The sequence below is a fragment of the Psychrobacillus sp. FSL K6-2365 genome (assembly GCF_038003165.1).
GTDB classification, from domain to species: domain Bacteria; phylum Bacillota; class Bacilli; order Bacillales_A; family Planococcaceae; genus Psychrobacillus; species Psychrobacillus psychrodurans.
In genome coordinates this window covers 174,347-186,797 of sequence record NZ_JBBOOO010000001.1, presented here as the reverse complement: position 1 = coordinate 186,797, position 12,451 = coordinate 174,347, and the positions used below count along the sequence as shown (strand labels likewise).

The window sequence follows — 12,451 nt, the reverse complement described above, 5'->3', positions numbered from 1 at the left end:
AGGATTATTAAAGTTTCCACTCAACAATCTTTATATTCTGAAAATTATAGATATTCTTAAACTGGATGTCAATGGTTAATACTTAGTGAATATCTTCACAAATAAATTCCTATGATTATATTTTATTGGAAAATAAAGTTTAATTTTTAGATGAGAATCAATAATCAAATTCATAAAAAATATTATATTGTTAAATCCAAACAACGCTAATTTTTGCTATCGGCGGGCACGGCTTCAATCTCCTCGTAACTACGAAAACATATGCTCCTGCGGTTACTCGTCGCAAAGACATTGGTCAAACAAATCTTTCCTGCGAGCTTTCAGCAAGGGCTGTTCCCGCTGGAGTCGCCGCCTGCCACTCCAATCCACGGGATCATTGCGATATTAAGTAAACATTGCATTTTTAAATGAAACAAGTAATTATGAAATTTACTCATGTAAATTTTAAGTAAAAATTTGCACAAAAAAATCGGCAACCACTTTTTGGCTACCGACATAGTAATGCACTATCTCAACTTTGAGGGGGTTAAGGTGTGCCTTGCATCAGCTACAATTTGGAGAAAAGTCGCTGTTTAGAATTTCTCAATTAGGAGAAACTTTCTATATGGTAATGATAATCATTTTCAATTAAAAAGTCAACTATTTGTATAAAAAAATGTATACTACATGTATGACAATTTTATCGAATGACCAAATCCAACAACTAAATAACTACAGTGTTTATACTCAGGCTAATGGAACAACGCTTTTTCACGGTAATAACGTTGCTAACGCGCTCCCTACTATTAAGCTAATTTCTTCTGCACCTAATGAAACGGTTGCAGCTTCTTACTTTATGAGAAGAGTTGGCATGTTCATCTCCATGCAGTTTTACATGATGACTATGTATGATGAAATTTGGGATGGCCCGTTAGAACAGCTTCAGTTTTTTGGTACGACTGAATATGGAAATAAAACAATTAGTACATTTATTCCTCTAGAATACTTCCGAGATGTACAAGAAAATCGTGGAGTGGATATTCAGCTTATTTGGGAACTACAATGTTCTCCTATTATTGAACAGCTTCGTTCAGCATGCAGTATTTCTCCTCTTACTCTTTGGGAAAATGTTTTTGGATACTTGCTATGGCATTACTATATGTTTTTTGAAAATCCAGTGTTAGAAGAAAAAGCGAGACATGACTGGTATCTGTTAAAGGATTCATCAATTTGGAAGGCGTTTTCTTCAAAAGAATATTTACAATTTTATTTAAAAGACCAAAATCCTTCAGAGCTCATAAATACAACAGTCAGAACCACTTGTTGCTTTTCAAAGGATATACCTGGATTACAAAAATGTGGTTTTTGCCCACAAATTAAATAATTATATTAAACAAATTATGCATGTTTGCTCACTCTTTGGACATACCTAAGAAGAGTTCAATAAAAAGGAGTGAGGAAGATTGGGAAACAATATAGATGAACGTGTCGAAGCTAAACTTGAAAGTATTGGTCAAGAAGAAAAAGAAGAAATTCTAAAAAACTTTTCTAGCTTTAAATCGTACTTATCTGGAAAAGTTGCAGCTGGCGAAAAAATGGGACTTAGTGATGAAACCTTAGCTAAAGCTACTGAAAAAGTAGCTGGTTATTTAGCTAACCATGAAGAACCGCGTAATCGAGAAGAACATGTTCTTCAACAATTATGGAAAAGTGGAGACAAAGAACAGCAACAAGCTCTTAGCCATATGCTTTTAAACATGGTTAAAAATGGATAATATTCGCAAGGATGCAACTGGAAGGTTCCTCGACAATCCCGATGGTGTTCGCACCACCAAGGAAAGTTTGTTTGATATGCATGAGGACATGCAAACGGTAGATGCCCTACCTGTGGAGGATATAAATATTGAGTTTCTAGATGAAAAAGACCACAACCACACAAAAAATCGTTCTCTCAGTTCAGAACGATACCCCAAATAAAAAAACGCTTGCTCCATCCACGCAGGAGCAAGTTTTTTTATGCGACGAGCTTTGCGCAGGAGCAAGTCTTTTATGCGACGAGCTTCTGTGTTCTAACCTTATATAAGTTTTGCTGCTACCAGTCTTGTGCGAATTATAATGCCTATTAGTGCAGCAACAATTGCTTTTGCTAGGTCAGGAAGGACAAATGGTAGCATTCCACCTTTGAAAGCGGCACCCCAAGGAAGTTCAGCAGCTACCTTTAGCCAAATTGAGCCAAGTACTAATATGATAAATACAGCTAATATATTTGCAATAATTGCTTGTATCTTTGAATACTGAAATGTATCTAAATACCAACCGACAAATAGAGCAGCTGGAATTATAGCTACAAGGTATCCTCCTGTTGGTCCAAGTATAATACCAAATCCACCCTTCATTCCAGCAAATACCGGAATTCCAATTCCCCCCATTAATACATACACAGTTACAGCCAGTGTGCCATACTTCGCTCCTAATATGGTTGCCGTTAGCATCACCGCTATCGTCATTAATGTAAATGGTACTGGTGGTATATTAATCATAATTTGTGCAGCAACCGCTATGATTGCAGCAAATAATGCGGCTACAATCATCATTTTTAAACGTTTATTTCTCATAAGTATTCCACCTCATTAATATAAGTTAACTTATTAATATTTAAAGTTAACTCATTTATATTTTAATTAGTAATGTAACGCTCGTCAATATAAATATTGGAGATCCTATAACTGGCATTAAAAATGCATCACACTTCCCATGGGAGTGTGATGCATTCATTATTACCATCTACTACTAGCATTATCTATTGTTTCTAATCTCACTGTTCCTTTCTGCAAAGGTGGTGGACAAGCTTTATTGTACTCCATTATTTTCTCATTCACTTTTGTCACTCTAAATTGTAAACCTTCTTTTTCACCAACTGTAAATTTTCGGGCAATCTCAGCCAATTCATCTTTTATCTCATGCTGCAGTTTTAACCAGTGTGGTTTAAAGCCTGCATCCTTAGCAATCTTTTGAAAGTGCTGAAAAATATCACCAGAGAAGTACTCTTCTGATATCGGCTTACCTGCTCCCTTTAAATTATCCATACCACCTGTTTTGGTATACTCCTTTAAAATATCTCCTATCAAATCACTACTTGGCTTATTGAAGCTGTCATTATCCATAGTGCACCTCTTTCATGAATGATTGGTTCCATTTGGGAATGCGCTTGTAAATTATCCTATACGAAAGTGACTGTTGTATATTTGAGCCATCATGCTTTTCCATGATTAATATGTGCTGCTTTTTCTATTAATACTTTTACAAACTGTTCTTGATTGTCGGGAGAAATTATTACACTCCCCATTAACGAGTGTTTATAATGGATTTCCAGTGCATCCTTGGAAGACAGTATACGATATCCAACTAATATATTGGATGATTTATTTACCTTTGTCATATCCATATACTTTATCTTACTCCGAAAAGGACCACCTTTGACATACAAATAATCATCGTAAAATGTGTAATGGATATCTACGAAAATCCAAAGAAGCATACCAGCAATTACTACAAATAAAGCAATCATTATCCAAATTGCAGGGTATTCAGGGTGCTTTGTAAAAAACAGCTCATATACTACTGGCCATAACGTTGCAACCGCAATAATTATGAGAGTAATTACTAGCAAAATAATAAATGTCCAGTCCCTTTTTGAACGGAACGTCATAACTGTTCCCCCTTATACCGATTTCGTAGCTGCACTCTTTATGACTTCCCGATGCGCATAAATATTTTTTAAAATTACTTTAATCACTGCATAAGTAGGAATAGCTAGTATAATTCCCCATAATCCAGCGATATTCCCTGCTGCCAAAATAACTGTAATAACCGTTAGCGGATGAATATCTAATGATTTCCCCATAACGTTTGGCGTGATAAAATTACTTTCAATTTGCTGTGCTACTAACATTATTATTGCTACATAAATTGCCAGCTTTGGCTCTTGGAAAAGTGCAATTATGATTGCTGGAACAACCGAAATATACGGACCTAAAAAAGGGATGACATTCATCACCATTCCAAATATAGCTAGTAATAAAGCATATTCTAAACCAATAACAAAATACCCAATCAACAACATTAGTCCAACTAAGAAACTAACAAATAATTGACCCTGAATATACGAACGGAGCGTATCATCGATATCCCCTAATGTCTTCCGTATCCAAGTCTTTTTCTCCCCTTTAACAAAGCTAGAAACAAACGGCGCAAACTTTTCATGGTCTTTTAACATATACACCAGGAAAAACGGTACTAATACAAGCAGGAAAATGCCTTGGAATACATTTTGAATAAATTTAAAAAGTAAAGAACCAGCTGAAACAGCTATATCATTAATCTTGCCTGTAGCATCATTTACTGTGTCTTGTAACGTTTCTGGTAAAAGATTCTTTTGAGAAAGTAAATCTTTTGTAAAATGCTCGACGTCTTTTACAATTACCGGAGTGTTTTTAACTAATTTATTCACTTGCTCCGTTAGCGGAGGACCGATTAACGCATAAAATAGCCACCCAATTAGACCAATCACAACAAACACGGAAATAATGCTTGCCCACCTTGGAAATTTGACTGACTCCAGCAAATTTAGGAGCGGACGTGATAGATAAAAAAGTACACCACCTATAAGTAAAGGTAAAAAAATCGTTTGTCCAATTATCAAAAGTGGTGAAAAAATACCTTTGACTTCCATGAACATACGAATAATAACTAATGTCAGTAGTATAGCTACTCCTGTTTGAAACCATAGTTTCTTTGTCATGTGATGCTCACATCCTCTATTATTAATAACTACTACATGGTACGGTTTTAGCGGCTTAAAGTTTCATTTATTACATATCGTACCATTATTAAGGTACACTTTTAAATAAATTGTTATCGGAAGGATGATTTAATATGGAGTACTATAAGCAAATCAGAAAATACGTTGGCCATCAGCCCCTTATATTACCAGGCTCGAATGTACTTATATTGAATGCGGAAGGGAAAGTACTACTGCAAGAACGGGAACCAGGCATTTATGGTCTACCTGGCGGATTAATGGAACTAGGCGAAAGTTTCGAGGATACAGCTATACGTGAAGTACTTGAGGAAACTGGACTACATATAGGAGCACTTCAGCTTTGCAATGTATATTCTGGTCCAGACTATTATATTGAAAATCCAAACGGAGATAAGTTCTACTCAGTTTCTGCAGTTTACAAAACATCTGAATACAGCGGGGATATTTTAGCAGATGAAATTGAATCTCTTAGCCTTCAATTCTTCCCTCCTACTCAATTGCCTGATGGTATTATGGTTAGTTATCGCACGTTTATTGAGGATGCTTTGCTTTAATCTTTACTGTTCCTTAAATTTATCCTTTTAGAAAGCGGATATCCCTTTTTGAATTTTACTTGCTCTCATTTATCGTTTATTTGTGTTCAACAGAAGATTACTTGCGGTAGTAAAGAAGTTACTTGCTCTATGTCTCTATTTACTTGCGGTCGATTACATTTTACTTGCTAAATGGAGAATTTTACCGTTTTTTCAGTTTACACCTCAGATTGTAACCTCGAATATTTATTAGGTATCATATCAAACAAGTAAACGGAGAGAGGCTATCCTATGTAGGATAGCCTCTTTTCTATTTATTGGCGATATGAACTTTCAGCAGTTTACCTTTGACTGTTGTATTTCTCATCTTTTTCAATACAAGTGGACCTTTGCCATTTAATATCTCAACATAAGATACGGTGTCTTGAATAGTGATAATTCCTATATCGTCTGCGGAGACTCCTTCGATTTTAGCAATAGTTCCAACAAAATCTACCGCCCGGATTTTCTTTTTCTTTCCACCATTGAAATACAGTTTTGTTATATTCATATTTAGTTGCTCACCCTTAGATTTTTTAACCTCGGGTTGCTCCTGCATTTTCTCATCGAATGAAGCACGGCTTTTTACAACATCTTCTTTAGTAGGCTCTGATTCTGCAGTAATTTCAAAACCAATAAATGTCTCAATTTCTCTTACAAACTTATCCTCAAATGGAGTTGCCAGCATAATCGATTTACCACTTCGCCCAGCTCGCCCTGTTCTACCTGTACGATGTACATAGCTTTCTTGCTCCAATGGTACATCATAATGAATAACATGTGTAATATCATCAATATCAATCCCACGAGCTGCAACATCAGTCGCAATTAAGTAACGAAACTCTCCTTTACGGAAATCATCCATCACCTCGAAGCGATCTTCCTGCATCATGCCACCATGTATTTTGTCCGCAGTATAACCTTTTTCATCTAATACATCCACAAGCTGCTCTACGCGCTCCTTGGTACGACAGAAGATAATACAACTGTCCGGGTTCTCGACAATTGTTAGCTTTTCAAGTAACGAAAGCTTTAGCTCCTCTACTACAACATACTTCACATGCTCTATATTTGGAGCATTTTCTTCAGATGCATCAATTTCAATGGATACTGCTTGTTTCATATACTTACTGCTTAATTTTTTTATTTGTTCGGAAAGAGTTGCCGAAAATAACATGGTCGTACGCGTTTTCGGAAGTAATTTAATAATAGACTCCACTTGTTCTAAAAAGCCCATATTTAGCATCTCATCTGCTTCATCAATAACAAGATACTCTATTTTAGATACATCTAGTGTCCCTTTTTCTATATGGTCTAATACTCTACCGGGCGTTCCTACAATGATATGCGTCTTTTGCTTTAGAGCTAACTTTTGTCTAGCGAAAGGTGATTTCCCGTATAAGGCAAGTCCTTTTATACGTTTGTAGCGTCCGATATTTGTAATATCCTCTTGAACTTGAACTGCCAATTCTCGTGTAGGCGTTAATACTAGCGCCTGTGGTTTGTTTTCTTCCCAATCTACAAGCTCACATAATGGTGTAGCAAAAGAAGCTGTTTTCCCACTGCCTGTTTTAGATTTTACTAAAACATCCTGTTTTTTTAAAACAACAGGTATTACTTTTTGTTGCACTTCTGTCGGCTCTGTATAACCTAATTGTTCTATGGCACGCAAAATCTTCTCTTCTAACTTAAACTCTTTAAAATGCACTATGCATAATCTCCTCTTACAAACTAATTTTAGTCACAACTATATCCGAATCTTCAAATGCTTTTAAGGCATGTTTTTCTAATGGTTTCATATGCAAAATGTTCCCGGTCGTAACAGTATGCTCCGCACCATCCACTGTAAACTGTACTTTCCCTTTTCTTACAACAATCAAAACATTTGCGTTGGCATGATGTTCTTTCACTTTTTCCCCAGCTCGTAATTGAATATTCATCAAGTCAAAATCTTCTGTTTTAAGAACGCTTGTTATTTGCTTCTCTGTATCGTCCAATACATAAGGTGTTTCGACTAAATTCATCTTATATTACTCCCCTTCATACTAGGTCAAAAATTCTCTTTATACCTTATCATATACGTAGTTTCTCCATTATATCGAAAATATTCGACAAGATGCCCTTGTATTCGAGTATTTAAAATCTATTTTTCAGAATTTCAACCTAATCTATGGTATAATTAAACTATCGCTAATCGCGTAATAAAACTAGAAAAGAGGCAGACACATGAGTTTCCAACGACAACCTAAGGAAGTTTCACCCTTTGTGGCAGCTAGGAAAATTGATGAGAAGATCTCTTTCACTCGTAATGATCACGAAGTACAAGGTACTATTTTTAAAATTTTAGAGCAATCGGTAATTGTTGAAATTTCTACCGAAGATGCTAAAAAGATTAATGTTCCTTCGAATCTTACAGTAGTGTCTCATAAAAACTACACGGTAATATAATTGTGAATTTCCTCGAGAAAAGCTTGTCCATATTTTTCTCGTTTATTTTCGCCTATTCCGTGAATTTCTAACAATTGTTCTTCGGTTTGCGGACGCTCTGCACACATATGCTGTAGAGTCTTATCTGAAAAAATAACAAATGGTGGTACACCTGCTTCGTCCGCAATTTTTTTCCGAAGTATCCTTAGTTTTTCAAACAATGGATCATTATTAGCAATTTGCTTTGTTACAGCTACGCCTTTGCGCTCCACTAATCTATTCCCCAGTAGTACTTCTTTTCCTGCATCTGATACATAAATGGTTGGTAAGCTTCCATGATCCACCGAAAGTAATCCTTCCGCAATCATAAACTCCATTAACCCTGACACTTCTTTTAATGATTTACCCTTTAATATGCCATATGTTGATAATTTCGTAAAACCAAAATCGACCACTTTTTTGTTTTGAGAACCAGTCAATACTTGCGCAGTAATTGTCTTGCCAAATCTTTGTCCCATTCGAACAACACATGAAAGAACCATTTGTACTTCCTTTGTTACGTTTTGGACTTCTCTTGAATCTGTACAGTTTCCACAACGACCACATTTTGTAGCATTTTGCTCTCCAAAATAAGTAACAACAAACTGCTGCAGGCAATTTTCGGTATGGCAATAATCTACCATGCCCTGTAGTTTTTCTAATTCCTGAGGAATCCGTTCACGATCCAATGCTTGGTCTATTAAAAATCGCTGCGTTTGAACGTCTTGTGATGCATACAAAACGATACATTCACTTGGTAGTCCATCTCGACCTGCTCTTCCAGCTTCCTGATAGTAGCTTTCCATATTTTTCGGCAATTGATAGTGAATCACATAACGGACATTGGATTTATCGATCCCCATACCAAATGCATTGGTTGCAACCATTACTTGTGCTTCATCTGTTAGAAAACGTTCTTGTTCTTTGTTTCGAAATGCTTCTGGAAGACCTGCATGATATTTAGCAGTCTGGATACCCGCCTTATTTAGCAAATCATATAAAAGGTCTACAGCTTTTCTTGTTGCTGCGTAAATAATTCCAACTTCGTTCGTATTTTTTTTAATAAATTCTTTTAAAAACTTATTTTTATCCTGTCCTAATACGACTGAAAATGCCAGGTTTGATCTTGCAAACCCAGTAATAACTGTATTATCCTCTTGGATTTGTAGTAATCGACATATATCATCACGCACAGCTGGAGTTGCGGTTGCAGTTAGGGCAAGTACCGTTGGTTGCTCTTTAAATACTTCCTTTAATCGATGAATAGCACGATAACTTGGCCGAAAATCATGGCCCCATTGTGAAATACAATGTGCCTCGTCCACTGCTATTAATGGGACCTTAACTTTTTTTAATTGATTTAAAAAAGTAGGCGATTCTAAACGCTCTGGGGCTATATAAAGTAAACGATATTGACCATTTTGTACTTCTTCCATCGTTTCTCTTACTTCTTCTGCAGTTAGCGTACTGTTTATGAAGGTTGCAGGAATACCAGCTTGAATTAGAGTATCTACCTGGTCTTTCATAAGGGAAATCAATGGAGAGATAACAATCGTAGTGCCTTCTAACATCAACGCCGGGATTTGGTAACAAAGAGACTTCCCTCCCCCAGTCGGCATAACACATAAACTAGAGTTCTCATCTAATACATAGTTTATAACAGTTTCTTGACCCTCTCGAAAAGAATCATATCCAAAATAAGTTTGTAATAATTGACGTGCTTTATCTAACACTTAGGTCACTCCTTTAATTAGAAACCCTCTACTTTCTTCTACTGTTTTTCTTCAGTGTCTTATTTACTGTGTTATTAGTTGGTTTAGGGTCGACTTTATCCACATCCGCTCCTAGTAGAAAATAACCGATCACAGAAGATACGATAGCCGCTCCTGCAGTAATAAGTAATTTATTTATAAATGTTACTTCTGAATATTCCTCTTGGTTTAGAATAATGGTTGCCAATACTGCCACAACTACCATAATCGGCAGGATTATTTTTGACTTTTTCATAGCAAACTTCCTTCCTCTGCACATGTATAGTATATTGTACCATAAGACTATCAAGGGTTTTTACCCATACGTATGAGATACTATATAAAAAAAACATATAAGGATGAATACATGATGCGAAATGAATTAGATATCAAAGTAACTGAAACACTTGCTCAAGATTTACAAAAAGGCGTTCCAATTTTAATGAAAGATGGCTTCCACGAAAAAGATTCTCTTGAGGAAGGAAGTATTTTAAAGCTGCAAAACCCGTCTGGTAAATTTATCGGAAAAGGGTATGTCGGTAAACAAAATAAAGGCATCGGTTGGCTGTTAACGAAAAATGAAAACGAAAAAATTGATAAATCATTTTTCCAAAAGAAAATTGAGACGGCAATTCAACATCGTAACGATTTCTACACTAGTACCGATACAACAGCCTTTCGCGTATTTAACGGTGAAGGAGACGGTATCGGTGGTTTAATCATTGACTATTTTGATGGATTCTATTTAATCAGCTGGTATAGTGAAGGAATTTTTTCCTTTAAAGATATAATTTTAGAGGCATTAGAAACTTCAGTTTCTTATAGAGGGGTTTATGAAAAGAAACGATTTGATACAAAAGGACAATACGTAGAAGACGATGATTTTGTTAAAGGCGAACGCGGAGAATTCCCACTCATCGTTAAAGAAAATGGGCAAAAATTTGCAATTTACTTAAATGACGGGGCGATGGTCGGGGTGTTTTTAGACCAACGTGATGTTCGTAAAACAATTCGAGATAACTATTCAAAAGGAAAAACAGTATTGAATACATTTTCATATACTGGTGCTTTTTCTGTATTTGCTGCAGCTGGTGGTGCTACGAAAACAACCAGTGTGGATTTAGCCAAACGAAGCTTAAGTAAAACAGCCGAGCAATTTGAAGTAAATGGAATCGATATCGAAGAGCAAGACATAATCGTGATGGATGTATTTGATTACTTTAAATATGCGAAACGTAAGGAACTATCCTTCGATATGGTCATTCTCGACCCACCTAGCTTTGCCCGTTCTAAAAAATATACTTTTAGTTCTGCCAAAGACTACACAAAATTACTTTTGGATGCCATTAATATTACAGAAAAAAACGGTGTTATTGTAGCATCTACTAATAATGCAACCTTTGGGATGAAAAAGTTCAAAACGTTTGTGGAAAAAGCTTTCAAGGAAAGCAATCGAAATTACACAATCGAGGAAGAGTTTTCACTTCCAAACGATTTTAAAACTTCTCCTCTCTTTAAAGAAGGTAATTATTTGAAGGTTTTATTTATACGTGCAAAATAAATGAGTAATAATATTTAAAAAACAAAGGAGGACGCACTTGCGCCCTTCTTTGTTTATATCATACTTTTCACTACTTTAGACATCATTGATCCATCTGCTTTACCAACAAGTAATGGTTTAGCAATTTTCATTGCCTCTCCCATGTTCATGCCTTTTGTAACTCCAGCTTCTGTTAAGACTGACACAATTTCATCTTCATTTAATTGTGTTGGTAAGAAGCTAGCAAGTAGTTTTAGTTTTGCATTTTCTTTTTCTATTAAATCCTCACGATTGGCTTCTTTTGCACCTTCTAAAGCTTGATTTGTTTGTTTTACTTCCCTATTTACGATGGCAATTTCTTCTTCTGGTGTAAGGGCAGACCCTTTTTCTTTTTCCGCATTATCAAGTGCAGATTTTAGTATGGTTAATACTCCTTTAGCTAGCACGTCTTTCTCTTTCATGGCGCTTTTTATTTGGTCAAAAACTATCGTTTTCAACATAATTTATACTTCCTCTCTTTTATATTTACTTATTTATTAATGGTATAGATAATAAAACGTTTAGTCTAGAATCTTTTCTCGGTCTTGCTTCTCGGATACCCTAGTCCACCAAAAATAAGCAGACGACTACAATAATTGAAGAAAAGCTCAAGTGGACGAAGAAAACTTCAGAACACAAGAGCTTTTTAGAAAAGTTATATTAACTTATCTCGCATTAACGGGCAGATTGGATCAAAATTATGTATTATGCTTCATCCGGCGTGAAAGTTCTGGATGCTAACTCAGAATCTAGCATAAACATAGCATTGGAATCACTTTCAATACGTTTAATTTTGTTAATCAGCGTATCAAATGATGCCTCTTCCTCTACTTGCTCATCAATGAACCATTTTAAGAATGCCATCGTTGCATGTTCACGTTCATCTAATGCAATATCAGAGAGATGATAAATACGACGTGTCACTTCTTTTTCATGTTTTAAGGAAGTTTCAAAAACATCTAAAGTCGAAGTAAATTCATTGCGCGGCTCGGCAAATCCATCAATTGTAGCTCGGTAGCCTAAATCACTTAAAAAGTTATAAAACTTCATAGCATGGAAACGTTCTTCTTCTGCCTGAACTAAAAAGAAATTAGCAAATCCATCGTATGCTTCAGCGGTACAATAAGCGGCAGCAGCAAGGTACGTATGTGCAGAATAAAATTCAAAGTTCATTTGATCGTTTAATGCTTCATGTAAATTTTTAGACAACATTGTAAAACTCCTCTCATATTAGCAAGATTGAATTGCACTTTAAGTATACAACTTTATCCATTTTAAAAAC

16 protein-coding genes are annotated in these 12,451 nt (G+C 35.7%); 6 read left to right on the top strand and 10 right to left on the bottom strand.

The window, feature by feature from the left end; genetic code table 11:
• The first annotated feature begins 670 nt into the window (after nucleotides 1-670).
• From MKY29_RS00950 to MKY29_RS00940, 3 genes are all read left to right on the top strand, one after another.
• Complete coding sequence (locus MKY29_RS00950) at nucleotides 671-1,363, top strand: hypothetical protein (protein WP_340878731.1); 693 nt, start codon at nucleotides 671-673, stop codon at nucleotides 1,361-1,363.
• 79 nt (nucleotides 1,364-1,442) lie between these two features.
• Nucleotides 1,443-1,754 (top strand): DUF3243 domain-containing protein, encoded by a 312-nt coding sequence (locus MKY29_RS00945; RefSeq protein WP_090570057.1) that lies wholly within the window; start codon nucleotides 1,443-1,445, stop codon nucleotides 1,752-1,754.
• Nucleotides 1,747-1,956, top strand: coding sequence for a hypothetical protein (locus MKY29_RS00940; RefSeq protein ID WP_340878730.1), 210 nt, complete (start codon nucleotides 1,747-1,749; stop codon nucleotides 1,954-1,956). The genes MKY29_RS00945 and MKY29_RS00940 overlap by 8 nt, the downstream gene beginning before the upstream one ends.
• 98 nt (nucleotides 1,957-2,054) lie before the next feature.
• Here the strand turns inward: MKY29_RS00940 and MKY29_RS00935 are convergent, their stop codons facing one another.
• The 4 genes from MKY29_RS00935 to MKY29_RS00920 all read right to left on the bottom strand — a co-directional run bounded on the left by MKY29_RS00935 (nucleotide 2,055) and on the right by MKY29_RS00920 (nucleotide 4,780).
• Nucleotides 2,055-2,594, bottom strand: coding sequence for a biotin transporter BioY (locus MKY29_RS00935; protein ID WP_340878729.1), 540 nt, complete (start codon nucleotides 2,592-2,594; stop codon nucleotides 2,055-2,057).
• Nucleotides 2,595-2,756: 162 nt separating this feature from the next.
• Entirely contained in the window at nucleotides 2,757-3,143 is a 387-nt protein-coding gene (locus tag MKY29_RS00930) for a DnaJ family domain-containing protein (RefSeq protein WP_090570066.1), read from the bottom strand.
• Nucleotides 3,144-3,232: 89 nt separating this feature from the next.
• Complete coding sequence (locus MKY29_RS00925) at nucleotides 3,233-3,688, bottom strand: PH domain-containing protein (RefSeq protein ID WP_340878728.1); 456 nt, start codon at nucleotides 3,686-3,688, stop codon at nucleotides 3,233-3,235.
• A gap of 12 nt (nucleotides 3,689-3,700) precedes the next feature.
• Nucleotides 3,701-4,780: an AI-2E family transporter gene (locus MKY29_RS00920; RefSeq protein ID WP_340878727.1), complete on the bottom strand. Its 1,080-nt coding sequence runs from the start codon at nucleotides 4,778-4,780 to the stop codon at nucleotides 3,701-3,703.
• Nucleotides 4,781-4,914: 134 nt separating this feature from the next.
• On the opposite strand from MKY29_RS00920, the gene MKY29_RS00915 reads away from it, so the two are divergent.
• Nucleotides 4,915-5,355 carry an NUDIX hydrolase gene (locus tag MKY29_RS00915; RefSeq protein ID WP_340878726.1) on the top strand — a complete coding sequence of 147 codons (441 nt, stop codon included), beginning with the start codon at nucleotides 4,915-4,917 and terminating at the stop codon, nucleotides 5,353-5,355.
• A gap of 289 nt (nucleotides 5,356-5,644) precedes the next feature.
• Here MKY29_RS00915 and MKY29_RS00910 read toward each other — a convergent pair whose 3' ends face one another.
• Nucleotides 5,645-7,084, bottom strand: coding sequence for a DEAD/DEAH box helicase (locus MKY29_RS00910; protein ID WP_340880782.1), 1,440 nt, complete (start codon nucleotides 7,082-7,084; stop codon nucleotides 5,645-5,647).
• A gap of 13 nt (nucleotides 7,085-7,097) precedes the next feature.
• The gene (locus MKY29_RS00905) at nucleotides 7,098-7,397 is read right to left on the bottom strand and encodes a cupin domain-containing protein (protein WP_340878725.1); all 300 of its coding nucleotides are present in this window, start codon (nucleotides 7,395-7,397) and stop codon (nucleotides 7,098-7,100) included.
• Between the two features lie 202 nt (nucleotides 7,398-7,599).
• Here MKY29_RS00905 and MKY29_RS00900 point away from each other — a divergent pair, with 202 nt between their 5' ends.
• A complete protein-coding gene (locus tag MKY29_RS00900) occupies nucleotides 7,600-7,821 on the top strand; it encodes a DUF2187 family protein (RefSeq protein ID WP_090570704.1) in 222 nt (73 codons plus the stop codon).
• Here the strand turns inward: MKY29_RS00900 and recQ are convergent.
• Both recQ and MKY29_RS00890 read right to left on the bottom strand, forming a co-directional pair.
• Nucleotides 7,806-9,572: a DNA helicase RecQ gene (gene recQ, locus MKY29_RS00895; RefSeq protein ID WP_340878724.1), complete on the bottom strand. Its 1,767-nt coding sequence runs from the start codon at nucleotides 9,570-9,572 to the stop codon at nucleotides 7,806-7,808. The two genes, MKY29_RS00900 and recQ, sit on opposite strands and share 16 nt — an antisense overlap.
• Nucleotides 9,573-9,600: 28 nt before the next feature.
• Nucleotides 9,601-9,846 carry a hypothetical protein gene (locus MKY29_RS00890; RefSeq protein WP_090570698.1) on the bottom strand — a complete coding sequence of 82 codons (246 nt, stop codon included), beginning with the start codon at nucleotides 9,844-9,846 and terminating at the stop codon, nucleotides 9,601-9,603.
• Between the two features lie 114 nt (nucleotides 9,847-9,960).
• Here MKY29_RS00890 and MKY29_RS00885 point away from each other — a divergent pair, with 114 nt between their 5' ends.
• Entirely contained in the window at nucleotides 9,961-11,151 is a 1,191-nt protein-coding gene (locus MKY29_RS00885) for a class I SAM-dependent rRNA methyltransferase (RefSeq protein WP_340878723.1), read from the top strand.
• A gap of 53 nt (nucleotides 11,152-11,204) precedes the next feature.
• Here the strand turns inward: MKY29_RS00885 and MKY29_RS00880 are convergent, their stop codons facing one another.
• Together MKY29_RS00880 and MKY29_RS00875 are read right to left on the bottom strand one after the other, a co-directional pair.
• Complete coding sequence (locus tag MKY29_RS00880; protein ID WP_340878722.1) at nucleotides 11,205-11,630, bottom strand: GatB/YqeY domain-containing protein; 426 nt, start codon at nucleotides 11,628-11,630, stop codon at nucleotides 11,205-11,207.
• A 244-nt stretch (nucleotides 11,631-11,874) separates the two neighbouring features.
• Entirely contained in the window at nucleotides 11,875-12,381 is a 507-nt protein-coding gene (locus MKY29_RS00875; protein ID WP_090570689.1) for a ferritin, read from the bottom strand.
• Nucleotides 12,382-12,451 lie beyond the last annotated feature (70 nt).